The 23,857-nt window shown below is 71.9% G+C and carries 28 protein-coding genes; 5 read left to right on the forward strand and 23 right to left on the reverse strand.

The features are described from left to right. Positions 1–17: 17 nt before the first annotated feature. Together ACFYYB_RS38820 and ACFYYB_RS38825 are read right to left on the reverse strand one after the other, a co-directional pair. On the reverse strand, positions 18–260 hold the full coding sequence (locus ACFYYB_RS38820) for a hypothetical protein (RefSeq protein ID WP_389442779.1): 243 nt from the start codon (positions 258–260) through the stop codon (positions 18–20). A gap of 52 nt (positions 261–312) precedes the next feature. Next, positions 313–1,074 (reverse strand): phosphoglyceromutase, encoded by a 762-nt coding sequence (locus ACFYYB_RS38825; protein WP_243339478.1) that lies wholly within the window; start codon positions 1,072–1,074, stop codon positions 313–315. 162 nt (positions 1,075–1,236) lie between these two features. Between ACFYYB_RS38825 and ACFYYB_RS38830 the strand changes: the two genes are divergently transcribed. Continuing rightward, positions 1,237–2,520 (forward strand): MDR family MFS transporter, encoded by a 1,284-nt coding sequence (locus tag ACFYYB_RS38830; protein WP_389442781.1) that lies wholly within the window; start codon positions 1,237–1,239, stop codon positions 2,518–2,520. Between the two features lie 4 nt (positions 2,521–2,524). Here ACFYYB_RS38830 and ACFYYB_RS38835 read toward each other — a convergent pair whose 3' ends face one another. Next, on the reverse strand, positions 2,525–3,040 hold the full coding sequence (locus ACFYYB_RS38835; protein WP_389442783.1) for a YbjN domain-containing protein: 516 nt from the start codon (positions 3,038–3,040) through the stop codon (positions 2,525–2,527). Next, positions 3,033–4,421 carry a D-inositol-3-phosphate glycosyltransferase gene (gene mshA / locus ACFYYB_RS38840; protein ID WP_389442785.1) on the reverse strand — a complete coding sequence of 463 codons (1,389 nt, stop codon included), beginning with the start codon at positions 4,419–4,421 and terminating at the stop codon, positions 3,033–3,035. The genes ACFYYB_RS38835 and mshA overlap by 8 nt, the downstream gene beginning before the upstream one ends. A gap of 163 nt (positions 4,422–4,584) precedes the next feature. Between mshA and ACFYYB_RS38845 the strand changes: the two genes are divergently transcribed. From ACFYYB_RS38845 to ACFYYB_RS38855, 3 genes are all read left to right on the forward strand, one after another. Next, entirely contained in the window at positions 4,585–5,394 is an 810-nt protein-coding gene (locus ACFYYB_RS38845; protein ID WP_327305982.1) for a class I SAM-dependent methyltransferase, read from the forward strand. A gap of 161 nt (positions 5,395–5,555) precedes the next feature. Further along, positions 5,556–6,602, forward strand: a complete 1,047-nt coding sequence (locus tag ACFYYB_RS38850) for an NlpC/P60 family protein (RefSeq protein WP_389442787.1) — start codon at positions 5,556–5,558, stop codon at positions 6,600–6,602. A 274-nt stretch (positions 6,603–6,876) separates the two neighbouring features. Continuing rightward, entirely contained in the window at positions 6,877–8,124 is a 1,248-nt protein-coding gene (locus ACFYYB_RS38855; RefSeq protein ID WP_389442789.1) for a PP2C family protein-serine/threonine phosphatase, read from the forward strand. Positions 8,125–8,183: 59 nt separating this feature from the next. On the opposite strand, the gene ACFYYB_RS38860 is transcribed toward ACFYYB_RS38855, so the two are convergent. The 6 genes from ACFYYB_RS38860 to ACFYYB_RS38885 form a co-directional block, all read right to left on the reverse strand. After that, positions 8,184–8,540 carry a DUF2516 family protein gene (locus ACFYYB_RS38860; protein ID WP_389442791.1) on the reverse strand — a complete coding sequence of 119 codons (357 nt, stop codon included), beginning with the start codon at positions 8,538–8,540 and terminating at the stop codon, positions 8,184–8,186. Positions 8,541–8,664: 124 nt separating this feature from the next. Continuing rightward, entirely contained in the window at positions 8,665–9,222 is a 558-nt protein-coding gene (locus tag ACFYYB_RS38865) for a hypothetical protein (protein WP_389442793.1), read from the reverse strand. 52 nt (positions 9,223–9,274) lie between these two features. Then, complete coding sequence (locus ACFYYB_RS38870; RefSeq protein ID WP_389442795.1) at positions 9,275–9,703, reverse strand: helix-turn-helix domain-containing protein; 429 nt, start codon at positions 9,701–9,703, stop codon at positions 9,275–9,277. A gap of 137 nt (positions 9,704–9,840) precedes the next feature. Then, positions 9,841–10,611 (reverse strand): putative protein N(5)-glutamine methyltransferase, encoded by a 771-nt coding sequence (locus tag ACFYYB_RS38875; protein WP_389442797.1) that lies wholly within the window; start codon positions 10,609–10,611, stop codon positions 9,841–9,843. Positions 10,612–10,631: 20 nt separating this feature from the next. Next, positions 10,632–11,876 (reverse strand): GNAT family N-acetyltransferase, encoded by a 1,245-nt coding sequence (locus tag ACFYYB_RS38880; RefSeq protein WP_389442799.1) that lies wholly within the window; start codon positions 11,874–11,876, stop codon positions 10,632–10,634. A 141-nt stretch (positions 11,877–12,017) separates the two neighbouring features. Next, a complete protein-coding gene (locus ACFYYB_RS38885) occupies positions 12,018–12,659 on the reverse strand; it encodes an AmfC protein (protein WP_389442801.1) in 642 nt (213 codons plus the stop codon). A 350-nt stretch (positions 12,660–13,009) separates the two neighbouring features. Between ACFYYB_RS38885 and dtd the strand changes: the two genes are divergently transcribed. Beyond that, positions 13,010–13,435, forward strand: coding sequence for a D-aminoacyl-tRNA deacylase (gene dtd, locus ACFYYB_RS38890; RefSeq protein WP_327305973.1), 426 nt, complete (start codon positions 13,010–13,012; stop codon positions 13,433–13,435). A 48-nt stretch (positions 13,436–13,483) separates the two neighbouring features. Here the strand turns inward: dtd and ACFYYB_RS38895 are convergent, their stop codons facing one another. The 13 genes from ACFYYB_RS38895 to ACFYYB_RS38955 form a co-directional block, all read right to left on the reverse strand. Continuing rightward, positions 13,484–14,452 (reverse strand): folate-binding protein, encoded by a 969-nt coding sequence (locus ACFYYB_RS38895; RefSeq protein ID WP_327305972.1) that lies wholly within the window; start codon positions 14,450–14,452, stop codon positions 13,484–13,486. A 32-nt stretch (positions 14,453–14,484) separates the two neighbouring features. After that, positions 14,485–14,955, reverse strand: coding sequence for a Fur family transcriptional regulator (locus ACFYYB_RS38900; RefSeq protein ID WP_389442804.1), 471 nt, complete (start codon positions 14,953–14,955; stop codon positions 14,485–14,487). Between the two features lie 177 nt (positions 14,956–15,132). Further along, positions 15,133–15,705, reverse strand: a complete 573-nt coding sequence (locus ACFYYB_RS38905; protein ID WP_250744595.1) for an FABP family protein — start codon at positions 15,703–15,705, stop codon at positions 15,133–15,135. A gap of 304 nt (positions 15,706–16,009) precedes the next feature. Further along, positions 16,010–17,011: a hypothetical protein gene (locus tag ACFYYB_RS38910; RefSeq protein ID WP_389442807.1), complete on the reverse strand. Its 1,002-nt coding sequence runs from the start codon at positions 17,009–17,011 to the stop codon at positions 16,010–16,012. Next, positions 17,008–17,865: a hypothetical protein gene (locus ACFYYB_RS38915; RefSeq protein WP_389442809.1), complete on the reverse strand. Its 858-nt coding sequence runs from the start codon at positions 17,863–17,865 to the stop codon at positions 17,008–17,010. Before ACFYYB_RS38915 ends, ACFYYB_RS38910 begins: the two co-directional genes overlap by 4 nt. After that, positions 17,862–18,593: a hypothetical protein gene (locus ACFYYB_RS38920; protein WP_389442811.1), complete on the reverse strand. Its 732-nt coding sequence runs from the start codon at positions 18,591–18,593 to the stop codon at positions 17,862–17,864. The genes ACFYYB_RS38915 and ACFYYB_RS38920 overlap by 4 nt, the downstream gene beginning before the upstream one ends. 210 nt (positions 18,594–18,803) lie before the next feature. Beyond that, a complete protein-coding gene (locus tag ACFYYB_RS38925; protein ID WP_389442813.1) occupies positions 18,804–19,067 on the reverse strand; it encodes a DUF3099 domain-containing protein in 264 nt (87 codons plus the stop codon). Between the two features lie 164 nt (positions 19,068–19,231). Beyond that, entirely contained in the window at positions 19,232–19,522 is a 291-nt protein-coding gene (locus ACFYYB_RS38930) for a DUF1416 domain-containing protein (RefSeq protein ID WP_327305966.1), read from the reverse strand. Positions 19,523–19,592: 70 nt separating this feature from the next. Continuing rightward, complete coding sequence (locus tag ACFYYB_RS38935) at positions 19,593–20,438, reverse strand: sulfurtransferase (protein ID WP_389442815.1); 846 nt, start codon at positions 20,436–20,438, stop codon at positions 19,593–19,595. Positions 20,439–20,614: 176 nt separating this feature from the next. Next, the gene (locus ACFYYB_RS38940) at positions 20,615–20,704 is read right to left on the reverse strand and encodes an Ms5788A family Cys-rich leader peptide (RefSeq protein WP_350875872.1); all 90 of its coding nucleotides are present in this window, start codon (positions 20,702–20,704) and stop codon (positions 20,615–20,617) included. A 158-nt stretch (positions 20,705–20,862) separates the two neighbouring features. Next, on the reverse strand, positions 20,863–21,576 hold the full coding sequence (locus tag ACFYYB_RS38945) for a DUF2993 domain-containing protein (RefSeq protein ID WP_389442818.1): 714 nt from the start codon (positions 21,574–21,576) through the stop codon (positions 20,863–20,865). Positions 21,577–21,741: 165 nt separating this feature from the next. Beyond that, a complete protein-coding gene (locus ACFYYB_RS38950) occupies positions 21,742–23,169 on the reverse strand; it encodes a hypothetical protein (RefSeq protein WP_389442820.1) in 1,428 nt (475 codons plus the stop codon). 10 nt (positions 23,170–23,179) lie between these two features. Then, positions 23,180–23,434: a MoaD/ThiS family protein gene (locus ACFYYB_RS38955; protein WP_327305962.1), complete on the reverse strand. Its 255-nt coding sequence runs from the start codon at positions 23,432–23,434 to the stop codon at positions 23,180–23,182. Positions 23,435–23,857 lie beyond the last annotated feature (423 nt).

A 23,857-nucleotide genomic window follows, 5' to 3' on the forward strand; every position in this document is an offset into this window, starting at 1 on the left:
GTGGCCGGCCGAACCCCTCAGAGCTGCCGCTTCGCGGCCGTGACCAGGGCGGTGATGCCTTCACGGGTGCGGTCCCGGCGGGCGTCGAACTCCTCGCGGCTCTCCGTCTTGTGCACGACCGCGATCTCGGCGAACAGCGCCTGCGCCCGCGCGCTCAGCGCCTCGTCGACGGTGAGCATCTGCAGCCGGAAGAGGGCCTCTTGGGCGGCGGAGCGCAGCTCGTAGGAGCGTGCGGCGACCGAGCCCGGTTCTGGAAACACGAAGGCCCCCGGTCAGCGCGGTGTGCGCGGGCCGGGGGCACGATCGCGTCGGCTACTTCTTCTTGCCCTGGTTCTTGACGGCCTCGATGGCGGCCGCGGCGGCGTCCGGGTCGAGGTAGGTGCCGCCCGGGTTGAGGGGCTTGAAGTCGGCGTCCAGCTCGTAGGAGAGCGGGATGCCGGTCGGGATGTTCAGGCCCGCGATGTCGGCGTCGGAGACCCCGTCGAGGTGCTTGACCAGCGCGCGCAGGGAGTTGCCGTGCGCGGCGACCAGGACGGTGTGGCCGTCCAGCAGGTCCGGGACGATCGAGTCGTACCAGTAGGGGAGCATGCGGACGACGACGTCCTTGAGGCACTCGGTACGCGGGCGCAGCTCCGGCGGGATGGAGGCGTAGCGCGGGTCCCCGGACTGCGAGAACTCCGTACCGTCTTCGAGCGCCGGCGGCGGGGTGTCGTACGAGCGGCGCCACAGCATGAACTGCTCCTCGCCGAACTCGGCGAGGGTCTGGGCCTTGTCCTTGCCCTGGAGGGCGCCGTAGTGGCGCTCGTTGAGGCGCCAGGAGCGGTGGACCGGGATCCAGTGGCGGTCGGCGGCCTCCAGCGCGAGCTGGGAGGTGCGGATCGCACGCTTCTGGAGGGACGTGTGCACAACGTCGGGGAGAAGTCCGGCGTCCTTCAGGAGTTCGCCACCGCGGACTGCCTCCTTCTCGCCCTTCTCGTTGAGATTGACGTCCACCCAGCCGGTGAACAGGTTCTTCGCGTTCCATTCGCTCTCGCCGTGGCGGAGGAGGATCAGCTTGTACGGTGCGTCGGCCATGCGTACGAGCCTAATGGACGCACCCGCCCGCTCGCGCGCGGTGTGTACGGCATGTGGACGGTCCCCGATTGACGTCAGCCGTCAATCCAGTGGCTCTGCAGAGCCCCGGTCCGTAGGGTCCGAACGAGTAGAGGGACGCTTACATCTCCGGGGGGATTCCATATGTCCGTTGCCAGTGTGAGACGGGCCGCCCGTGAGAGCGTGGCCGGACTGCCCCGGGAGTTCTGGTGGCTCTGGACGAGCACGCTGGTCAACAGGCTCGGGGCCTTCGTCGCCACATTCATGACCTTGTACCTGACCCTGGAACGGGGCTATTCGGCCTCCTTCGTGGGACTTGTGGTGGCCCTGCACGGGCTCGGCGGTGTGGTGTCCTCGCTCGTCGCCGGCGTGCTCACCGACCGGCTGGGCCGGCGGCCCACGCTGATGGCGGCGCAGGCGTCGACCGCGTTCTCGGTGGCGCTGCTCGGGTTCATGGAGCGTCCGGCGGCGATCGCCGCGGTGGCGCTGCTGGTCGGCATGACCTCCAACGCCTCGCGGCCCGCGGTGCAGGCGATGATGGCCGACATCGTCCGCCCGGAGGACCGGGTACGGGCCTTCGCGCTGAACTACTGGGCCATCAACCTCGGCTTCGCCGTCAGCTCGACCGTGGCGGGCTTCGTCGCCGAGTACAGCTACCTGGCCGGGTTCCTCGGCGAGGCGGCCCTGACGCTGGTGTGCGCGGTGCTCGTCTACCTCAAGCTCCCGGAGTCCCGGCCCGAGAAGACGGCGGCGGAGAAGGCGGCCGCCGAGCCCGAGATCGGCCTGGGGACGGTGCTGCGGGACGGGCGGTTCATGGGTGTGGTCGGGCTGTCGTTCCTGATCTCGCTGATCTTCATGCAGGGCTCGTTCGGGCTGCCGCTCGCGATGGGCGCGGCCGGGTTCTCCACCGTGGACTACGGGCTGGTCGCCGCCGTGAACGGCGTGCTGATCGTGGTGCTGCAGATCCCGGTCACCCGGTTCATCGAGCACCGCGATCCGCAGAAGCTGCTGGTCATCTCGGCGCTGCTGGCCGGGTACGGGTTCGGGCTGACGGCCTTCGGCGGCTCGGTGTGGAGCCTGGCGCTGACCGTCTGCGTGTGGACGCTGGCCGAGATCGTCAACTCCCCGACCCAGATGGGCCTGGTCGCGCGGCTCTCCCCGACGCACGGGCGCGGCCGCTACCAGGGCATGTACACGATGTCGTGGGCGGTGGCCTCGCTGATCGCGCCGCTCATGGCGGGCTTCGCGATCGAGCACTTCGGCGCGGGCTGGCTGTGGGGCGCGACGGCGGTCCTGGGGACCATCGCCGCGGGCGGCTACTGGCTGCTGATGCGGGGGCTCCCCGCCGAGGAGCCGGGAACGGGGGCGGTCGTGGAGGTCGTCGCTCCGGCGACGGATCCGGTGGCTCCGGTGGCTCCGGCCGCCTGAGCCCTTACTCCGGCTTCGCGGCCGCCGTCCCCGACGGCTGCGTCAGGTTCTTGAAGGCGTCCAGGTTGCGCGTGGACTCGCCCCGCGAGACCCGCCACTCGTACTCCCGCCGGATCGCGCTCGCGAAGCCCAGCTCCAGCAGGGTGTTGAAGGCCCCGTCCGCCGCCTCCAGGACCGTGCCGAGCAGCCGGTCCAGGTCGTCGGGGGTGATCACCGACAGCGGGAGGCGGGCCGTCAGGTAGACGTCGCCGAGCGCGTCGACCGCGTAGGCCAGGCCGTAGAGCTTGAGGTTGCGCTCCAGCAGCCAGCGGTGGACGCCGACCTCGTTCTCGTCCGGGTGCCGGATCACGAAGGCGTTCACCGACAGGGAGTGCTTCCCGGCCTTGAGCGAGCAGGTGGTGCTCAGCTTGCGGGTGCCGGGGAGCTGGACCACGTACGAGCCCGGCGCGGGGCTCTCCCAGCTCAGTTCCGCGCCGGTCAGCGTCGCTTCGATGATCCCGTGGACGTCAGCGTCAGCCATGGTGGGAGCGTACGTGACGGCGGTGATCGTGCATCGCCCCCGTGTACACGTCGGCCGTACCGCTCGCGGCGGTGTCCCAGCCGAAGAACTGCGCGTGCCGCGCGGCCGCCGCGCCCATCCGGTCCGCGAGGCCCGGCTCGTCCACGAAGCGCCTGAGCTGACGGGCGTAGTCCACCGGGTCGTGGCCGGGTACGAGGATCCCCGTCACCCCGTCGTTGACGGCGACGGGCAGCCCGCCGACGGCCGCGGCCAGCACCGGCGTGCCGGTGGCCTGCGCCTCTATGGCGACCAGCCCGAAGGACTCGTTGTACGAGGGCATGACCAGCACGGACGCCGCCCGGAACCAGTCCGCGAGCGCGTCCTGCGCCACCGGCGGGTGGAAGTGCACGAGGTCCGCGATGCCGAGCTTCGCGGCGAGCTTCTGCAGCCCCTCCGGCTTCGCGAGCCCGCTGCCGCTCGGCCCGCCGACGACGGGCACGAAGAGGCGGGCGCGCAGCGCCGGCTCCCGGTCCACGAGCTCGGCGACGGCGCGCAGCAGGATGTCGGGGGCCTTGAGGGGCTGGATGCGGCCCGCGAACAGCGGGATGACGGCGTCCTGCGGCAGCCCGAGGCGGGCACGGGCGGCGGCGCGGCCGTCGCCGACGGTGAAGCGCTCCAGGTTCACGCCGGGGTGGACGACGGCGACCTTGCCGGGGTCGGCCGCGTAGTGGCGGACGAGCTCGTCGGCCTCCTCGGCGGTGTTCGCGATGAGCCGGTCGGCGGCGTCGACGATCTGCGTTTCGCCGATGACGCGGGCGGCGGGCTCGGGGGTGTCGCCCTCGGCGAGCGCCGCGTTCTTGACCTTGGCCATGGTGTGCATGGCGTGCACGAGCGGGACGCCCCAGCGCTCGGCGGCGAGCCAGCCGACGTGGCCGGAGAGCCAGTAGTGGGAGTGGACCAGGTCGTAGTAGCCGGGGCGGTGGCGGGCCCAGGCCTGCATGACGCCGTGGGTGAAGGCGCACAGCTGGGCCGGCAGCTCCTCCTTGGCGAGCCCCTCGTACGGGCCCGCGTCCACGTGCCGTACGAGGACTCCGGGCGCGAGCTCGACCACGGGCGGCAGGCCGCCGGTGGTGGCCCGGGTGAAGATCTCGACCTCGATGTTGATCGCCGCGAGGCGCCGGGCCAGCTCGACGATGTAGACGTTCATCCCGCCGGCGTCACCGGTGCCGGGCTGGTGCAGCGGTGAGGTGTGCACGCTGAGCATGGCGACGCGGCGCGGCTTGCGGTGACCGCCGACTCCGGCGGGCAGGCGCAGGCGCGGCGGCTCGTGCCGGGTGCCGGAACGGGCCGCGGCGAACCGGCCGCCGATGCTGCCGCCGATGCGGGACACGTACTGGCTCAAGGGAGCAGTTCCTCTCGCTCGGACGGCATGACACGGAGAGCGCGGTCGGCGCTCTTCTAGGAGTGCAACCCGAACGGCCGTCCCCCGCATTCCGGGACCGCCGGTTTTCCTGCCCCCGTGCCGGATTTTTATCGCGCGGGAACCCTCCGCTTACTCTCTGCACATGGCCTCCCGCTCCACCCCTCCCCCTCGTCGCCCCGTCGGCACGGTGACCCGCGGGACGACGAACCCGAACCGCCTGCGCCGCATGGACCGCTGGATCGCCGCGACGCACGGCCCGGCGCTGCGGCGCGCGGACGAGCCGGTGGCGGTGGACCTCGGCTACGGGGCCGCGCCCTGGACCGCGGTGGAGCTGCTGGCCCGGCTGCGGGAGGCGGCTCCGCGGGTGCGGGTGGTCGGCATCGAGATCGAACCGGCCCGGGTGGCGGGCGCGAAGCCGTACGAGCGGGAGGGCCTGAGCTTTCGGCACGGCGGCTTCGAGGTGCCGCTGGAGGGCGGGGTGCGGCCGGCGCTGATCCGGGCCGCGAACGTGCTGCGCCAGTACGACGAGGAGCAGGTCGAGGCGGTGTGGGAACGGTTGTGTGCCCGGCTCGCTCCCGACGGGCTGCTGGTGGAGGGGACCTGCGACGAGATCGGGCGGCGCCACGTCTGGGTCGCGCTGGGGCCCGAAGGGGCGCGCACGGTGACCTTCGCGACCCGGCTGGGCTCCCTGGAGCGCCCGTCCGACCTGGCGGAGCGGCTGCCGAAGGCGCTGATCCACCGCAACGTGCCGGGCGAGCCGGTGCACGCGTTCCTGCGCGACTTCGACCGGGCGTGGGCGGCGGCGGCCCCGTACGCCTCCTACGGGGCGCGGCAGCGCTGGATCCGGACGGCGCGGGCGCTGGCCGGTGACTGGCCGCTGGCGGACGGGCCGGTGCGGTGGCGTCAGGGGGAACTGACGGTGCGGTGGGAAGCGTTGAGGCCTTCGGGGTGAACGTTGGGCTCCGGGGCGGGCGGGACCGCTGGTGCCGGCGGGTCGTTCGGGACGCATCGGATGGATATCCACAAGGGTGTTGGAATTCACCGACTCGTGGCACCATCCCGAAGGCAATCACAAGTTACTGACGATTAGTCAATCCGGTGTCTGGGGGGACCATGAGGAAACGACGACGCGGTTCGATCGCCCTCACTCTGCTCTGCGCGATGGCGCTGCTGTCCGCGCCCGGCGCGCTCGCCGGCACCGCGTTCGCGGCGCCGGAGCCCCAGCCGAAGTCCCTGGAGCAGGTCCGCAAGGACATAGAGGGCCTCTACCGCGAGGCCGGCACCGCCACGGACGCCTTCAACCTCGCGGAGAGCGAGGCCAAGGCGCAGTCCGACAAGATCGTGGAGATCGCCAACCTGGTCCTCGCGGGCCAGAACCGCATCACCGCCCTGAAGACCCGCGCGGGCGCCGCCGCCCGCGCCCAGTACCGCGCGGGCGGCCTGCCGCCCGGCGTGCGGCTGGCCCTGAGCGACGACCCGACCCAGTTCCTCGACGGCCACGACCGGCTGCGCCAGGGCGAGAAGGCCACCTCGGACCTGATCTCCGAACTCAACCGGACCCAGACCGACTTGGAGCAGTACGCGAAGGACGCGAGCACGCACTGGGAGACCCTGGAAGCCAACCGGGTCAAGCAGGAGGCCGCGAAGAAGCAGGTCGAGGACAAGATCAAGGCGGCGGAGGACCTCGAAAGCAAGCTGGAGGCCGAGCAGAAGGCCCGGCTGCTGCAGCTGGAGGCCGAAGCCCAGAGCAAGGCGCAGACCGACTGGCTGTCCACGGGCGCGATGACCGGCTCCACGGGCGCGCCGGCCACCGACGCCGGCAAGCGCGCCGTGCAGTTCGCGACGGCCCAGATAGGGAAGCCGTACGTGTGGGGCGCCGAGGGACCCGGTTCGTACGACTGCTCCGGGCTGACCTCGCAGGCCTGGCTCGCGGCGGGCAAGCGGATCCCGCGCACCTCGCAGGAGCAGCTGCGGCTGCCGAAGGTCGCGATCAAGGACATGCGGCCGGGCGATCTGATCATCTACTTCGACGACGCGACCCACGTCGGGATGTACGTCGGGGGCGGCGCGATGGTCCACGCCCCCCGTCCCGGCCGCAACGTCACCATGGCGGGCGCGGGCTCCATGCCGATCAAGGCAGTGGTCCGGCCGGACGCGTAACGGCGGGCGGCACGCCCCCGGCGGGAAGCGGGGAGCGGGGAGCTGCCCCGGTGTGCCCGTGAGGTGCCCCGGTGGGATGTCCTCGTGGGATGTCTCGGTGGGCGGGACGCCGTACCCCCGTGTCGTGACGTTCGTCATTCGTCGACGCGGACTTTCCCACCCGATAACGGCATATGCCGGAGCCCCGCGCCGGACCCGCCATTCCGCTTCCCCCGGACCGAGGCTAGGGTCGCCGGACGAGCGAACCCCCGAGGGGGCGGGAAGGAACCGGAGAATGCCCGTACCCGTACCGCGGCAGAGGGACATCCCGGCCACCGAGAGCGGCCCGGGCGGCGCGTCATCGCTCACCCTGCTGGTGATCGAGGATGACCCCGCCGGCGGCCTCACCGTCCCCGAGATCCTGGACGTCGACGGCCACCGCATCCGGCTGCGCAGCGCCCGCAACCTCACGGAGGCGGCCCGGCTGCTCACCCCCGACGTGAACTGCGTCCTGCTCGACCTCGCGCTCCCGCACGGCGGCGCGGGCTCCGGCTCCGGCGACGCCGCCGATCCCTTCGGCGCGCTGCGCCAGGTGCTCCGCATCGCCCCGCGGCACGCAGTCCTGGTGCTCACCGCCGAGGACGACGCGGAGCGCGCCGCGGAGGCCGTACGGGTGGGGGCCCAGGACTTCCTGTTCCGCGACGAGCTCGACGGGCGGCTGCTCAGCCGGGCCATCCGCTACGCGGTGGAAAGAAAGCGGGCGGACATCGCCCAGTACAAGCTCGCAGAATCGAAACTGCGGGCCCAGGAGAACGCCCGGCTGGAACGCGGACTGCTCCCGCACCCGCTCCTGGAGGGTTCCGACCTCCGCTTCGCCGCCCGCTACCGCCCCGGCCGCAGCCGCGCGCTCCTCGGCGGGGACTTCTACGACACCGTCCGCACCCCCGACGGCACCGTCCACGCGATGATCGGCGACGTCTGCGGCCACGGCCCGGACGAGGCCGCCCTCGGCGTCGAGCTGCGCATCGCCTGGCGGGCGCTGACCCTGGCCGGCCTGTGCGGCGACGACCTGCTCGCCACCCTCCAGGAGGTCCTCGAAGTCGAGCGGCCCTGCGAGGAGATCTTCGCGACGCTCTGCACGGTGGACATCGCCCCGGACGGCCGGCGCGCGGGCCTGTGCCTCGCCGGCCATCCGGCGCCGCTGATCTCCCGGCCGGGCCGCCCCGCGCGCCTGCTCCCGTACGAGAACAGCGGCCCGGCGCTGGGCCTGCTGCCCCGGGCCCGCTGGCCGCGCCGCCAGGTGGAACTGGGCGGCACGTGGAGCCTGATGCTCTACACCGACGGCCTGATCGAGGGGAAGATCGGCCAGGGCAAGGAGCGGCTCGGGCAGGACGGCATGGTCGAGATGATCAACCGCCACCTGGCCGACGGGCTGAGCGGCGAGGGCCTGCTCGAAGCCTCCGTGACCGAAGCCCGCCGCCTCAACGGCGGGGAGCTGACGGACGACGTCGCCGTCGTCCTGCTCTCCCGCGCCGAAGGCTGACGGGCCCGGACCCGCGGGCCCGCCCGCGGCCTACGGCCGACCCAAGGCCGGCCTACGCCCTACCGTCCGCCGTTGTAGGGCCCGTACGGCCCGTCGCTGCTGCTGCCGCCGCTGCGCCGGCCACCGCCGGAAACCTGCTTGAGCGCGGGACGCACGTCGACGAAGAACACGATGGTGGCGACCAGACCGGCGATCATGAGGAAGAGCATGCCGCCGAGCGTCCCCGACCAGACGAGATAGTCGATGGCGACGGTGACGCCGAGGAGGACCGACCAGAAGGTCTTCGTCTTCTTGTCGGCCGCACGGTACGCGTCCTCGCGCGCGATCAGCGCGAACACGAAGGCGACGACCGCGAGCCCGAGCACCGCGAGCCCGAGCAGCGGAACCACTCCGGTATCGAACCCGTTCATCAACATCGTCTGACCGCCTTCTCGCGCCATGCCCGCCGGATGCCACCTGCCTCCACGCTACCGGCAGAGCCACTTTCCCAAACCACAACGGACCGGACGCCCCGTGGGTGCCCGGTCCGTCACGTCTCGCTCAGCTCTCGTCGGCCGGCTCGGCGGCGGCCTTCTTGGCCGCTGCCTTGCGCGCCGGAGCCTTCTTCGCCACGGGCTCCGCGGCGGGCTCCTGCGCCACCGGCGCGGCGGCCTCCGGCTCCACGACGACGGCGATGTCGACGATGTCCTCGGAGACCTCGCCGCGCCACGCCCGTACGGTCTGCTCACCGTGCTCGGCGACCTTGTCGTAGGCCTCCTTGGCCTTGACCGCGTACTCGGCGGCCACGCCGACCCCGCGCAGCGCCAGGTCCTGGGCGGTCTCCCCGATCTTCTTCGCGTCGATCGCGCCGAGCACCTCGGCGACCGTGGCGCTGACCGCCTCCTGCGCCTCCTTGGCCTTCCCCTTGGCCTTCTCCTGCACGGCCTTCGGGTCGGTGTTCTTCACGGCCTCGATGCGCGCGGGGGCCTCGGCGCGCAGCTGCTCGATCAGCCCGGGCACCTTCTTGGCCTGCTGCACGGCGAGGTCGGCGGTGCCGGCGGCGAAGTAGAGGGGGGTCGGGTCGGTGAGGGTCTTCTTCAGGTCATCGGCGATGGCCATGTGGTGGTCCTCCCGGATCACGGTCTCGGTTCGTGCTCAGTGCGGTGCTTGCTCAGTTCGTGCGGTGCGTCTCGGCATCGCCGTCGGCAGCGGATTCCGCCCCCGGCTCGGCGGCGGCCTCAGCGGCCGCGGCCTCCGCGGCGTTCTCCTTGCGGAAGGACCCGTAGATCTGGAGCAGCACCTGCTTCTGCTGCTCGCTGATCGACGGATCGGCGAGGATCACGGCCGTGGTCTCCACGGCGTCGCGGTCCCGTTCGTCCAGGATTCCGGCCTGTACGTACAGCGTCTCGGCGGAGATCCGCAGCGCCTTGGCGAGCTGCTGCAGGATGTCCGCGCTCGGCTTGCGCAGCCCGCGTTCGATCTGACTGAGGTACGGATTCGACACCCCCGCCGCATCGGCCAGCTGCCGCAGCGAAAGCTGCGCCTGCCGCCGCTGCTCGCGCAGGTACTCGCCGAGATTCCCGACGTTGAGCGATGCCATGCCCCGATCCTGCCGCACCGTGCTAACTATTGCAAGCAGCTGCTTGCAATAACTCCCACTCTCGGGCGGCACGGTGGAGATCGGGGCGACCGCCGCCGGGTTGGACGGCGAAGCCGCTGCCGAGCACAGGACACCGCCTACGGTGCCTGCCGCGCCTCCGCGATGATCACCGTCGCGTAGTACTCCTCGGAGCTCACCGCGCGCACCGACAGGCCCGCCGCCGTCAGCGCCGAGGCCGTGACCGGGGCCTGGCGGGCGCTCGTCTCGATCAACAGGCTGCCGCCCGGCGCGAGCCAGGGCGGGGCCCCGGCGGCCACCCGGCGGTGCACGTCCAGGCCGTCCGCCCCGCCGTCCAGGGAGACGGGCGGCTCGTGGTCGCGGGCCTCCGCCGGCAGCAGGCCGATCTCCCCGGTCGGGACGTACGGGGCATTGACCACCAGCACGTCCACCCGGCCCCGGAGCCCGGAGGGCAGGGCCGCGTAGAGGTCGCCCTCCCACACACTGCCGCCGTACGGGGCCACGTTGCGCCGGGCGTAGGCGAGCGCGGCGGGGTCGATGTCCGCCGCGTGCAGCTCGGCCCCCGGCACCCCCGCGGCCACGGCGGCGCCCAGCGCGCCCACCCCGCAGCACAGGTCCACGACCACCGCGCCGGGCCGGGCCGCCCCAACCGCCTCCTGCGCGAGGAACTCGCTGCGCCGGCGCGGCACGAAGGCCCCCTCGCCGACGGCCATCCGCAGCCCGCAGAACTCCGCCCAGCCGACGACGTGTTCCAGCGGCTCGCCCGCCACCCGCCGGGCCAGCAGCCCCTCCAGATGCCCCGCGTCCTCGGCGGCGGCCGCCAGCAGCTCCGCCTCCTCCTCCGCGAAGACGCAGCCGGCCGCGCGCAGGGCTTCCACCAGTGTTGCCAACTACCTCAGTCCTCCACGCCTCAGAAGATGTCCGGGCACCACGGGCGGCGCGCCGTGCGGAACACCGCGTCCGCGAGCGCGAGCGCCCCGGAGCGCTCCTCCGTGATCGCGCCGAGCGCCGCCAGGCGCACCGCAGACGCGTCCCCCAGGTACAGCGACCCCAGTGTGCCCACGTCCAGACGCAGGTCTGCGGGCTCCTCCGTGCGTACGCAGTCCCCCGCGCCCGCGTCGAGCCGGTAGCGCCCGCCCGCCGGACCGGTCTCGTCGACGACCTCCAGGACCAGGACCCCGGGCACGGCGTACGTCCGCGCGCCGAGGGCCCGTACGACGTCCAGCAGGCGCACCCACAGCCAGTCGGCCGAGGTCACCGTCCGCGCGGCGCGCGGGTCGGGCAGCAGCCCGGGGACGAGGTCGTCGGGGGCGCGGTAGCCGGTGCGGACCTTCACCACCCAGTCGATGGAGCACAGGAACCGCCACAGCGCCCGCTCCACGTCCGGAGTGAGGGCGAGCAACTGCCGCACCTGCAGGGTGTTCTGCGGAACCTTGGCATCGGTCCAGTGGTCGTCGGCGGTGTAGCGGACCAGGCCGGCCACCTCGCCCTCCGCCGTCCGGTACACCGCGTGGAAGGACGGCGTGTACGGGGAGTGCGACATGTTCCCCGTGCCCGTGATCAGCCCCCACCACCGGGCGTCGCGGTTCACCGCACCCGGGGTCGCCGCCCGCAGCCGCTCGTGCAGCGCCGGGCCCAGCTCCCGCACCTCGGCCTCGTCCACGAGGTCGATCCGGCCGCCGTCACCGGGGACGGCGGCGCGCGGATCGAGTCCGGTGCGCGGTACGTCGATCTCCCATTCCGAGACGGAGGTGGCGGGCCCGTACCCGTACCGCCCGTAGATCGGGTACTCGGCGGCGATCAGCGTCGACACCACGTCGCCGCGCGCGTGGGCGGCTGCCAGTTCGGCGGCCATCATCCGGGTCAGCAGGCCCTGCCTGCGGTGCGTGGGCGCCACGGTCACGTTCGTGACGGCGCTCGACGGGACGAACGCCCCACCGGGCACGGTCAGTTCCTGCGGAAAGGAGCGGAACGTCGCCACGCACCGGCCGGTGTCCGCGTCGAAGCCACCCTGGGTCCGGGCGCAGTCGACGAACTCGGCCAGCAGGGCGTGGTCCTCGGCCGTGGGGTGCGCCGGGTTCAGGAAACCGGTCTGCTGGGCGCGCAGCCACCGGGGAAGCTCGGATGCGGCGATCGGCCGGACGTCAGCACTCATAGCCGCCCACGCTAATCGGCCCGGCCCGCCCCCGTCGCGCGGATTTCCCGCGCGGCCCGCCCGCGACCGACCGGGCCCGCCGGGCTGGGACTCGGGCTCGGGCTCGGACTCAGGCTCGGGCCGGCAGGCTCGGGCTCGGGCTCAGGCCAGCAGGTCGTCCACCTGCGCCTCGCCCTCGCGATAGCGCCGGGTGATCTCCGCGCTGCAGTCGTCGGCCGTGCGCTGGAGCTGCTGGCGGCGCCGCGAGACCTGCTGCTCGTAGCGCACCAACTTGCCCATGCCCTCGTGGAGTTCCTCGTCCGTGCGCGCTCCCAGGTCCGACAGCTCCACGTCGGAGAGCATCTCGGCCGCCAGCAGCCGGTACTCCTCCCCGTGCGGGGTACCGAGCGTGACGTGCCGGGCGGAGGCGCTACGGCTGGAGGGGGCGTCCGCGAGGATCTCCGAGAGCCGGTCCACCACCGGCGTCTCGGGGTCCGTACGCCGCGCGAGCTCGGCGCGCAGGATGTCGATGCGGCCCTGGAGCAGCCGGCGTACGTAGCTCAGATCGGCCTCGTCGCGCTGCGCGTCGCGGCGCAGCGCGCGCAGCTCCGGCAGCCCGAGCGCGGTGGCCGCCGCCGTCGGAACGTCCGAGGCCCCCGTCCGCTGCGCGGGCGGCCGCGGCGCCGAGGTCTCGGCGGCCACCGCGGTCGCCGCGGACGCGACGGTCGTACCGGATCCCACGGGTCCGACGGGTCCGATGGGCGCAGGAGCAGATGCAGGTGCGGAGGTACCAGAAGTATTCATGCGTTCGTGTCCGTCCCCTCGACCGGTGCTGGGGGCACCGCCTGCGTGCATCGTGCCACTCCGCACGGTGCCGACGCAGTCCCACTCCACCCGATCGGCCCCGGACGGCCCAACTGATTCGCTTGTCGGCCCCTTCCGCCCACCAGATACCTCATGTGGGTGAAGGGGAAGGGCTCGAGGCGCCCTCGCCTTCACTGGGACGCCAGTCTCAGTGAAGAACATCCGTACTGTTTCGTTGGTGGAGAGAGGCGGCCCGCGGCACGGGGACGACCGGCAACGCCGGTGGGCGGCGAGGGGGCCGGTACCGGCCCTCATCGATGCCAACGGTGGACGCCTGGTACACAGGTGTCATGCGAGCAGTGGTGCAGAGGGTGGACGGCGCGAGCGTCGTGGTGGCCGGCGAGACCGTCGGGGAGATCGTCGGGGAGGGGCTGTGCGTCCTGGTGGGGGTGACCCATGACGACACCCCGGAGAAGGCGGAGCTGCTGGCGCGCAAGCTCTGGTCGGTGCGGATCCTGGAGGCCGAGAAGTCCTGCAGCGACGTGAACGCGCCGCTGCTGGTGATCTCCCAGTTCACCCTGTACGGAGACGCCCGCAAGGGCCGGCGCCCCACGTGGAACGCGGCCGCGGGCGGCGCCTTCGCCGAGCCGCTCGTGGACGAGGTCGTGGCGCGGCTGCGGGCGCTGGGCGCGACGGTGGAAACGGGCCGGTTCGGGGCCGACATGCGGGTCTCGCTGACCAACCACGGCCCGTTCACCATCGTCATCGACATCTAGGGCAGCCGCCAGGCCGCCGAGCCGCTAAGGCGCTAAGGCGCTAAGGCGCTAAGGCGCTACGACGACCTCTTGGGCGGCGGCCGTTCCGCCCACCAGCAGCGGGGCGTCCAGCGGGACGTTGCGCTTGACCAGCGCGAGCGCGATCGGGCCGAGCTCGTGGTGGCGGACCGAGGTGGTCACGAAGCCCAGCTGGCGGCCCTCCTCCCCGTCCGCGGCCAGCCGTACGGGCGCGCCGTGCGCGGGGAGGAGCACCTCGGAGCCGTCCAGGTGCAGGAAGACCAGCCGGCGCGGCGGCTTCCCCAGGTTGTGGACGCGGGCCACCGTCTCCTGGCCGCGGTAGCAGCCCTTCTGTAGGTGCACGGCGGTGCCGATCCAGCCGAGCTCGTGCGGGATGGTGCGGTGGTCGGTCTCCAGACCGAGCCGCGGCCGGTGTGCCTCGACGCGCAGGGCCTCGTACGCGAGCAGCCCGGCGACCGGGCCGTGCGAGGCGGCGAAGGCCTCCAGGTCGGCGCGGGGCAGGAACACGTCGCGGCCGTACGGGGTCTGCCGTACGGCGAGTTCCTTGGGTACCTCGGCGATGGAGCCGGCCGGCAGGTGCACGACGGCGAACTCGGCGGTCCGGTCGGCGACTTCCACGCGGTAGAAGAAGATCATCGACTCCAGGTAGGCGATCAGCGCCTCCTGGGTGCCGGGCTCGACGTGCATCCACATCGTCTCGCCGTCGTCGACGAGGTAGAGCGCGTGCTCGATGTGGCCGTTCGCGGAGAGGATCAGCGCCTCGGTGGCCTCGCCGGCCGGGAGCGCGGTGACGTGCTGAGTGATCAGCAGGTGCAGCCAGCTCAGCCGGTCCGGGCCGGTGACGGTGACCACCCCGCGGTGGGAGAGGTCCACGAAGCCGCGGCCGTCGGCGAGTGCGCGCTGTTCTCCGTAGAGCTCGCCGTAGTGGGCGGCGACGCCCTCGTCGCGGCCTTCGGCCTGTACGGCGCCGGGGAGATGGAGCAAGGGGCTGCTGGTCATGCCACCAGCGTACGACCCTGCCGGGCGACGCCCTAGTGCTGCTTGGCGGCGCAGGTCTTGCAGCGGCCGAAGATCGCGAAGTGCTTCATGTCGGTCTCGAAGCCGAAGGTGTCGCGGAGCTTGGAGATGAACTCGGCGGCGACGTCCACGTCCGCCTCGATGACCTCGGTGCAGTCGCGGCAGACCAGGTGGATGTGGTGGTGCCGGTCGGCGAGGTGGTACGTGGGGGCCCCGTGCCCGAGGTGGGCGTGGGAGACCAGCTTCAGCTCCTCCAGGAGCTCCAGCGTCCGGTAGACCGTGGAGATGTTGACCCCGGAGGCCGTCTTGCGCACCTCGACGAGGATCTCGTCGGGGGTGGCGTGCTCCAGGGCGTCCACCGCTTCCAGCACGAGCTGGCGCTGCGGGGTCAGGCGGTATCCGCGCTGGCGCAGGTCGCTCTTCCAGTCGCCGCCTTCGGCGGCGGCGAGGCTCTCGGTGCTTTCGGTGCTGTCGGTGGTCACCACCCGGCCAGTGTAGGCCTCGGGCCCGCGAGAGGGGAGCGGGGAGCCCGTGCGGGAAGGGCCGGCACGGGCGGAAGGCCCCCGGGCGTGCGGGAGCCCCCGGCGGCCGTGGCGGCCGGGGGCTCCCGCGAACGCTCGCGCACGGACTCGCGCGACCTGGCGGCCTCGCGGTCTGGCTGTCTAGCGGAAGAAGGCGATGCCGTCGTCCGGCATGTCCGGAAGGTTGCGCGCCATCTCCGCGACCTCCTCGGGCGTGACGACCTTCTTCAGCTGCGCCGACATGTAGGGGCGCAGCTCCACCTCGGGGGTGGCCTTCTCGCCGACCCACATCAGGTCGCTCTTCACGTAGCCGTAGAGCCGCTTGCCACCGCTGTACGGGCCGGAGGCCGCGGTGCGGGCGACCGCGTCGGTGACCACGTCGATCTGCGGCTTCTTGTCGGCGAGCTCGCCGTACCAGACCTCGACGACGCCCTGGTCACGGACCATGACGATCTCGACCTTGCGGTCCTTGTCGATGCGCCAGTAGCCCGACTCGGACTCCAGCGGCCGCACCTTGTTGCCCTCGGCGTCGAGCACCCAGGTGTGGGAGGTGTACTCCAGGAAGTCCCGGCCGTCGTGGCTGAAGACGACTTCCTGGCCGAAGTTGCACTTCTCCTCACCGGGGAAGTCGAAGACGCCTGCGCCTTCCCAGTTTCCGAGGAGGAAGGCGAGGGGGACGAGACCCGGGTTCAGGTCGGACGGGATCTGGATCATGGGTGGCTGCTCAGCTCAGGCGATCTGTGGGAGGGGTTCCGGTATCCGGGGCGGTCGGCTGCAGATCCGAGGGGATCAGCGCTGGCCCTGGTACAGCTTCTTCACGGCCAGTCCGGAGAAGGCGAGGACGCCGACGCAGACCAGGACCAGCAGGGAGGTGAAGACTGCCTCAAGCACGGGGTGCTCCTCGGTGTTCTCAATGGTTTCAAGGTGGCGTTACGGGGCCGGTCCCCAAGCCTACTGGCCTGGGGACCGGGGCACGGTGTGAGGTGGCCCGTACGGGGGCTCACGCGCCGACCGCGTGCTAGCCGAGCAGCTGGTGCTGGAGGATCACCGTCTGGTGGAAGGGCACGGTCGCCACCTCGCCCTTGCGGGTCTGAAGGACGAGGGCCTGGATGTCTCCGGACTGGATGCAGCCCAGCTTGGTCTGCTCGTCGCCCGTGGGCTTGGGCTCCTGGTAGAGGATGATCTCGCTGGTGTTGCCCTGCGTGCTGTACCCCGAGGTCCGGGCCCCCAGCGGGTGCCGCTGCGAGGACTTCGCATTGCGCCAGGACGTGTCGATCTCCAGCCTCGCGGCACTGCCGATGCTGGTGTCGACGCCGCAGCCCTTGAAGGCGCCCAGGAACTCGGGCGTGTGGAAGCGCAGCAGGTAGACCCGCGTACGGGTGCCGTCCGGGGTGGTCCAGCCGCGCGCGGCGATCTGGCGCAGTCCTTCGTTCCCGAAGTCCTCCTTCAGCTTCGCGCGGGACGTGGCCTCGTACTCCTCCAGGAGGGTGTCGACGGTCACCACCCCGTCCTTCCCCAGCTTCAGCGTGGAGTCGGGGGCCGAGCCGGTGGGAGCCGGCAGGAGCAACTCGGTGAGACCGGCGTAGTGGATGCCGTCCGGGTTGTCCTCGGCGAACGGCAGGGCGGCGCCCGGCGGCAGCGTCGGCTTGGTCAGCGCGGGGAAGGTCCAGCGGCCGTCGGCCTTGGTGGACAGGCCCGGGATGTCGGTGCGCTCGGGCTGGGTGACCTCGTACGCGACACCCGTGCCGACGGCCGCGAAGACGAGTACGGCGGCGGTCCAGCGCAGCGCGGCGAACAGCTTGCGGCGGTCCTTGGGCGCGGCGGGGACCTCCGGGGCCTGCGGGGCCGCGAAGGGGTTGGCCGCGAGCGGGTCCGCGGCGAACGCGGCGGCCTGGGCGGCCCCCCGCTCGTCCTCGGGGAGCTGCGGTACGGCGGGCTGCGGTACGGCGTCCACGGCGGGCTGCGGCGCGGCGTCCTCGGGGAGCGCCGACGCGGGTCCGGTGGTGTGCTGCTCGGTCACGCGGACTCCCCGGGGGACTTCAGGTGGTTCATCTGGTTCTGGAAGAGCGCGACGGCGTTGGCGGTGGCGAAGGGCTTGGGCCCGTACGCGCGGAAGGTGACCATCACGTCGCCCTCGACGGCCACGCAGTCGATCGAGTCGATCTTTTCCTTCTTCTTCTCTCCGATCGCCTCCAACGAGCACTTGGCGTCCGGGAAGCCGTCCACCTTCGGCGCCGTGCGGCCGTCACCCGTGAAGTCGAGGAACTTCTTGCTGACCTCGGAGAACGCGCCCACGGCCTTCGGATCGGCCTGCATGATGCGGATCTCGGCGAACCAGCTGGTCCGCTCGTTCACGTAGCTGCGCCCTGCCAGCCCCTTGAGCTTCAGGTTGGCCAGCATCTTGTCGCGGTCCTTGCGCTCGGCGCTGGTCAGGCCGCTGCGGGTCTCCTTGAAGCCCTCGACCGCCTTCTCGCCGGAAACGAAGAAGTTGTTGCCGTCCTCCTCCAGGTCCGGCCCCAGGACGAATCCGGCCGGAATCGGCAGCAGTTTGCCCAGGAGGGCGTTCGTCGGCACGGAGCCGGGGGCCTCGCGCTTCGGGATGTCCTCGCCGAAGGGGACCCAGTAGGCGGTCGGCGCGTCCCGGTCGGCGTCCGCGATGGCGGAGGACGCCCAGACGCCGCCGCCCACGAGCGCGGCCGCGGTCACGCCGACGGCGATCAGGGCGACCGCCTTGCGGTTCGGCTTGCGCGCGGGCTTCGCGGGCGGAGCGAGGGGGACGGCCACCTCGGGCTCCGGGCCCGGGCCCGGGCCCGGAGCAGGAGCCGGCGTCTCTTCCTGAACCGCCGCCTGCACGTCGTTCTGCGGCTCGGTCACAGTCGCTCCAGCTGTCGCTTTGCCAGGTCCACGACATCGCTTTCGCTGACCTTGCCGCGGTTGTTCGTGTAGTGGATGTCGAGCACGATGTCGCCGCGCCGGGCGATGGCACGGGCTCCGCGCATCGGAAGGTACCCGGGCTTCTCGTCGGCCTTGGAGTCCACCCAGACGCGCCCGAGGTCCGAGGGAAGACCGGGGATGAGAACGCCGCTGTTGCCCGCGTACTCGGCCTCGGGCATGTACCTGGACTGACCCGTCTGGTAGCTGTCCGCACCGGAGCGTTCGTTGAACTGGATCAGCCGCACGTACACGAAGGTCGTGTCGTTCACCGCCCAGCTCACCGCGGCGATCCGCCGGATGTCCTGTTCGGCGAGGTACTCCAGCTGGCTGTCCGGCTTCTTGAAGAAGGTCGCGAAGTATTCGATGGGCTCGTAGCCCGCCGCTTCGGTCTTCGCCCCGCCCGGCGCCTCGATCAGCAGCTTCGCGAGGTCGTCGTCCGTCTTGTGCCAGCGGTTGGCGTTGATCGTCTTGTGCGTGGTCGCGTCGTCGGGCGCGAGCGCCTTCGGCTCCACCAGGTCCGCCTGCGCCAGCGGGGCCAGCGGGGTCGGTTCGCGGTCGTACTGGATCGCGTAACCGGTGACCGTGCCCGCCAGGACGCCGAGGACGACGGCGCCCGCGATCAGGAGGAGCGGCCGGCCGCGGCGCCGGCGGGGGGAGGTCGCGGTCACGTCCGCAGTTGCGTCCGCAACCACGTCCGGAGTGCCCGGTTCCGGGGCACTCTCCCCCTCTTTCCGCTGCTCAGGGATGGTCTGTTCGTGTTCCAAAAGAAGTCCCCCCACAGGACTGGAGTCGCGGATCGATTGCCCGCGTACACAGAAAACACCCTCACATGGGGAGATACCGCGATCATCCTTATTACATTTTTATCTCAACGGGTTTCAATCCTCGTGACGCCGCTTTCCGTCCAGTTCGTCCCACCACTCGTCGGACTTCGCGTCACCCGACGGGTCGTCCCACCAGCGGTCGTCCGGACCGCGCCGGTTCGCGACCATCGCGGCGACCGGCGGGATGACCATGGCGACCACGCACAGCGCCACGGCGGCCTCGACCGAGAACAGGCGCACGAAGGACCAGGCGGAGACGAAGAGGAACAGGCATCCGCCCATGAGCAGGAAATAGGCGCGCCGGCGCCGGGCGTACATGCCTCCAGAGTAGAGCCGCCCCGCGCTCCCGGGGAGGCCCGGAACCAGACCGGAACGGCCCGGGAACGACACGAAGGGCCGCACCCCGATCCGATGGCGTCCAACCCCCGGGGGTGCGGCCCTTCGGCCGGTCATACGGTCATACGTTCACACAGGTGCGGTGCTCAGACCGCGATCGCCACGTCCGTGACGCCGCCGGACTCGACGACGACCACGGCGCGGTCCGCCTGGCCGCCGGGGACCAGGGCGCGCAGCGTCCAGGAGCCCTCGGCCGCGTAGAAGCGGAACTGACCGGTGGCCGAGGTCGGGACCTCGGCGGTGAACTCGCCGGTCGAGTCCAGCAGGCGGACGTAACCGCTGACGGGCTCGCCGTCCTTGGTGATCTGACCCTGGATGGCCGTCTCACCGGGCTTCAGCGTCGAGAGGTCGGGCCCGCCGATCTTTGCTCCACACATGTTCTCTGTCCTGTCCTAGAGAGGTATCACTACGAGGGCGTCGCGTGCCCGGAACGCTGGGTGCTCGGAACTACTTGTTGGCGCCGAGCTCGATCGGCACGCCGACCAGCGAGCCGTACTCGGTCCACGAGCCGTCGTAGTTCTTGACGTTCTCCTGGCCCAGGAGCTCGTGCAGCACGAACCAGGTGAGCGCGGAGCGCTCACCGATGCGGCAGTAGGCGATGGTGTCCTTCGCCAGGTCGACCTGCTCGGCCTGGTAGAGGGCGGTGAGCTCCTCGTCGGACTTGAAGGTGCCGTCGTCGTTGGCGTTCTTCGACCACGGGATGTTGCGGGCGCTCGGGATGTGACCCGGACGCTGCGACTGCTCCTGCGGGAGGTGCGCCGGCGCGAGCAGCTTGCCCGAGAACTCGTCGGGCGAGCGGACGTCGACCAGGTTCTTGGTGCCGATCGCGGCGACCGCGTCGTCACGGAAGGCGCGGATCGAGGTGTCCTGGGCCTGGGCCTTGTACGCGGTGGCCGGGCGGTTCGGGACCTCGGTGCCGTCGACCAGGTCGCGGGAGTCGAGCTCCCACTTCTTGCGGCCGCCGTCGAGCAGGCGGACGTCCTGGTGGCCGTAGAGCTTGAAGTACCAGTAGGCGTAGGACGCGAACCAGTTGTTGTTGCCGCCGTAGAGGACGACGGTGTCGTCGTTGGAGATGCCCTTGGCGGAGAGGAGCTTCTCGAAGCCCTCCTGGTCCACGAAGTCGCGGCGGACCGGGTCCTGGAGGTCGCTCTTCCAGTCGATCCGGACGGCGTTGGTGATGTGGTTCTTGTCGTACGCGGACGTGTCCTCGTCCACCTCGACGATGACGACGTTCGCGTCGTTCAGGTGGGCCTCGACCCAGTCGGCGTCTACGAGGACGTCGCTGCGGCTCATGGTGTTCTCCTCCGGGGCAGTGTGCGGCGGGGTGGTGCTGGTGGTGCGGGGTGCGTGCGTCCGGGTGCGCTCACGGATCCTGTTGCGGGGAGGCTTCAGGAGGGCGGGAGGCAGAGGTGGTCACACGGGAAATCGGAAGGCCGTCGTCCGGCAATGGAGCGGGATGCGCTCACACGTCACATGGATCGACAGAGCATGGCGGCGACGCGACACAGGTCTACTGCCCGTCGCTTCGTGAGATCCGCCTGCTGATGCTTCATAGCCATGGATCGTAGGGACGAATCGGCCGCCCTGTCACCGCCGTGTCATATTTCGAGACAGGATCGTCCGGATGGTGAGATAGGAGCCCTTGCCGATCTTCCGGCGCGGGGTGGGCGGGGCCTCGCGAGGCCCTCCCATCTGCGGATCGGACCCACTCGTCTCACTATCCGGCCAGTGCCAGATTCTTACCGCCCAGAGTGAGCACCACACCGGCCTCGTCCGAGGTCAGCGTCGTCAGCCGGACCCCCGACGGCAGACCCTCGTCGATCCGGCGGTCGAAGTCGGTCTTCCTGCGGACCACGGCCTCGATCCCGGGGAGGCCCTCGCCCGGCACCTCGTCGGCGCGGACCCGGACGGTGCTCCCGCCCTTGGCCTCTCCGGCGCCGACCAGGGAGACCGTCGAGATCACGCTGCGGCTGAGGGTGCGGCCGAGGAACTCCACGCTCGCGGTGACCTTCAGCTTGCCGGGCGCCCCGCCGTAGGCGACCGTCACCCCGGGCTGGGCGGCCGCGGTCAGGTCGGCGTACGTGACGAGGGCCGAGCCCGTGGCGGAGCGGGCGGTGCCGCCGCTGTAGTCGCCGTTCAGCTCCACCCCGCGGAAGGCGACCCGCAGCCGGGACAGGTGTGTCGTGCGGCCGTCCGAGGTCGCCACGTCGGCGCCGGCCACCTTCAGGTCGACCTGGTCGAGGTCGTGGGAGAGGGCCTGGGTCAGAAACGGGAACCCCTTGATGTCCACCCCCACCCCGGACAGGCCCTGCCGGGCCGAGATCCGCTCCGCCATGCGGTCCTCGGCATAGCCGGCCGCCCAGCGGTCCAGCCCGACGAACAGGCCGCCGAGGACCACTCCGATGATCACCACGACACGTAGGACACGCACGTGCCCACCCCCCAGACGATTGGTACGTCGGGCCAGTGGACCATGTCCGGCCGTGAGGGCGCTGTCAGATGACGGGGTGTGAGGTGGCTCGTGCCACGGTGTGACGACGCCCGCCCCGGTGAACCGGGGCGGGCGTCGTGGAGTGGGGCGGAGGCCTCCGCCCCGTCAGCCCACCACCCTGCCGATCAGGTAGACCGCCGGGGCCGCCGCGGCCAGCGGCAGCGCGACACCGGCCGTCATGTGGACGAACTTCGACGGGTAGTCGTACGCCGCCACGCGCAGCCCGATCAGCGCGCACACCCCGGCCGCCAGGCCGATCAGCGCGCCGCCCGCGCCCACGGACGTCAGCCCGCCCACGGCGATGCCCGCACCGGTCGCGGCGGCCAGCGAGACGCCCACCGAGGGCGCGGTGGGCAGCGGAAGCGCCCGGGCGAAGACGGCCACCGCCACGGCGGCGGCGCCCACGCTCGCGGCGGCGGAGTCCGCGGCGAGGTAGCCGGCGCAGACGATGGCCAGCGCGGCCGAGGCCACCGAGGCCATCAACCCGTACATCCGCTCGTCCGGCTCGGCGTGGCTGCGCAGCTGGAGCACCAGCGTCAGCAGCACCCAGGCGCCGAGGGTGCCGACGATCGCACCGGGGCCGTACGGCTCCTCCACCGCGAGCACGGCCGCGTCCGCGACGACCGCCCCGGCGAAGGCCAGGGCGATGCCCTGGCGGGCCGGCCACATGCCGTTGAGGCGGAACCAGCCCGCCGCGGTGAGGCCCTGGAGGGCGATCAGCGGCGCGAGCAGAGCGAACTCGCTCAGCGCGGCAGCGGCCGCGATGACCAGCCCGAGGGCAGCCGTCAGTATGGCCGCCTGCGGACCGGGATCGATGATCGGCGAGCGGCCTTCGGCGCGGGCCTGGGCCGGGTCCACGGCGCGCAGCGTGTTGCCGGCGAGGGTGGGCGGCGACCAGGCGGGCTCCTCCTCGTCCGTCGCCCCGTCGGCCATCGGTTCCGCGGCGGGAACCCCGCCGGGGACCTCGGCCGCCTGCTGCGGGAGGTACGGGGCCTGGGCCTGGGCGTGGGCCTGAGCCTGCTCCGCGGCCCACGCCGGGGCGGGGGCGGGAGCCTGGGCCTGGGCCTCCGGCTGGAACGGGTCGGCCGGGCCGGGGTAGGACGCCGGGTAGGCCGTCTCCCCCCACGGCTGCTGCGGCTCGGCCTGCGGGGCCTGCTGTGCCGGCCCCTCCTCGCGGAACCAGTGGTCCGGGGCCGGGGCCGGGGTCTGCGGGTAGGCGGGCGCCGACGCGGCGTAGGGATCCGCGTACGGGTCCGCGTAGGGATCGGCGTACGCCTGCTGCTGCCCCCACTCCTGACCGGAGACGGGCTCCTGCCCCTGCGGCTGCTGCTGCCCCTGCGGCTCCTCGCGGAACCAGCCCTCGGGGGCGACCGGGTACTGCGCCGGTACGCCGTCCAGCGGGGCCACGACCGGCTGGTACGAGGTGTCCCACGTCGGGGACTGCCAGGTCTGGGTCCCGTACGCATCGGGCTGCTCTTGCTGCTGCTGTTGCTGCAGGCGCTGCTGTTCCTCGGGCGTGCTCGGTGTAGTCATCGGGGTCCGCTCACCCGCCCGCGAACGGCGGGAGCACCTCGACGGTGCCCCCCTCGGTCAGCTCGACGGAATCGTGCGGGCGCTTGCCCACGGGTTGTTCGTTCACGAGGAAGGAGCAGCGCAGCAGGACCCGGGTCAGCTCCCCGGGGTGGCGTTCCCGCACGGCGTCGAGCGCCTCGGCCAGTGTCCGCGCCGAGTACGGCTCCTCCGCCGTCTTGGCCGCGGCCTTCGCCGCCGCCCAGTAGCGGATGGTTCCGGTTGCCACTGCACGCTCCTCTCGTCGGCGCTCTGCCGTCGGCCTCCATCATGACCCCTCGCGCCCCCGATCCCGGCGTGCCTCCACGCGCCCCGCGTGCGCCCAGGCGGCCCGCACCCGGTCCACCGATCCGGTGAAACCGGCGCATATGCAGGTCCCGGGGGTGGTGGGAACCACAGAAGTGGAAGGCGTAGAAGCCTCGGCCCCGCCGGGGCGGGTGGGCTATTCTGCTGCCGAGAGGATCCGGGCAACGTAGCCCCCGGGTCCTTTTGTGCTTTCAGCACGTTGAACGGACCGAGAACAGTGGTGTCCCTCCGGGCCTCAGGGCGCGGGGACCGGGCGGGCACCGGCAAGTCGTACGAAGCAGTGCCGCGAAAGTCCTCGACGGGACCGAGGAGGAACCGACGTGATGGACCAGCGAACCGTCGTGCA

Source organism: Streptomyces sp. NPDC002886 (assembly GCF_042888445.1).
GTDB lineage: Bacteria > Actinomycetota > Actinomycetes > Streptomycetales > Streptomycetaceae > Streptomyces.

Excerpts from the sequence above, each read along its gene's own strand:
- ACFYYB_RS38905 (WP_250744595.1), bottom strand. The coding sequence starts at position 15,705 with ATGATCCAGATCCCGTCCGACCTGAACCCGGGTCTCGTCCCCCTCGCC.
- ACFYYB_RS38860 (WP_389442791.1), bottom strand. The coding sequence starts at position 8,540 with ATGTTGATGAACGGGTTCGATACCGGAGTGGTTCCGCTGCTCGGGCTC.
- ACFYYB_RS38880 (WP_389442799.1), bottom strand. The coding sequence starts at position 11,876 with ATGAGTGCTGACGTCCGGCCGATCGCCGCATCCGAGCTTCCCCGGTGG.
- ACFYYB_RS38940 (WP_350875872.1), bottom strand. The coding sequence starts at position 20,704 with ATGGCTATGAAGCATCAGCAGGCGGATCTCACGAAGCGACGGGCAGTA.
- ACFYYB_RS38935 (WP_389442815.1), bottom strand. The coding sequence starts at position 20,438 with ATGAGCCGCAGCGACGTCCTCGTAGACGCCGACTGGGTCGAGGCCCAC.
- ACFYYB_RS38825 (WP_243339478.1), bottom strand. The coding sequence starts at position 1,074 with ATGGCCGACGCACCGTACAAGCTGATCCTCCTCCGCCACGGCGAGAGC.
- ACFYYB_RS38950 (WP_389442820.1), bottom strand. The coding sequence starts at position 23,169 with ATGACTACACCGAGCACGCCCGAGGAACAGCAGCGCCTGCAGCAACAG.
- ACFYYB_RS38895 (WP_327305972.1), bottom strand. The coding sequence starts at position 14,452 with ATGACCAGCAGCCCCTTGCTCCATCTCCCCGGCGCCGTACAGGCCGAA.
- ACFYYB_RS38865 (WP_389442793.1), bottom strand. The coding sequence starts at position 9,222 with ATGGCCATCGCCGATGACCTGAAGAAGACCCTCACCGACCCGACCCCC.
- dtd (WP_327305973.1), top strand. The coding sequence starts at position 13,010 with ATGCGAGCAGTGGTGCAGAGGGTGGACGGCGCGAGCGTCGTGGTGGCC.
- ACFYYB_RS38835 (WP_389442783.1), bottom strand. The coding sequence starts at position 3,040 with ATGGCTGACGCTGACGTCCACGGGATCATCGAAGCGACGCTGACCGGC.
- ACFYYB_RS38930 (WP_327305966.1), bottom strand. The coding sequence starts at position 19,522 with ATGTGTGGAGCAAAGATCGGCGGGCCCGACCTCTCGACGCTGAAGCCC.
- ACFYYB_RS38870 (WP_389442795.1), bottom strand. The coding sequence starts at position 9,703 with ATGGCATCGCTCAACGTCGGGAATCTCGGCGAGTACCTGCGCGAGCAG.
- ACFYYB_RS38845 (WP_327305982.1), top strand. The coding sequence starts at position 4,585 with ATGGCCTCCCGCTCCACCCCTCCCCCTCGTCGCCCCGTCGGCACGGTG.
- ACFYYB_RS38885 (WP_389442801.1), bottom strand. The coding sequence starts at position 12,659 with ATGAATACTTCTGGTACCTCCGCACCTGCATCTGCTCCTGCGCCCATC.
- ACFYYB_RS38830 (WP_389442781.1), top strand. The coding sequence starts at position 1,237 with ATGTCCGTTGCCAGTGTGAGACGGGCCGCCCGTGAGAGCGTGGCCGGA.
- ACFYYB_RS38925 (WP_389442813.1), bottom strand. The coding sequence starts at position 19,067 with ATGTACGCCCGGCGCCGGCGCGCCTATTTCCTGCTCATGGGCGGATGC.
- ACFYYB_RS38850 (WP_389442787.1), top strand. The coding sequence starts at position 5,556 with ATGAGGAAACGACGACGCGGTTCGATCGCCCTCACTCTGCTCTGCGCG.
- ACFYYB_RS38855 (WP_389442789.1), top strand. The coding sequence starts at position 6,877 with ATGCCCGTACCCGTACCGCGGCAGAGGGACATCCCGGCCACCGAGAGC.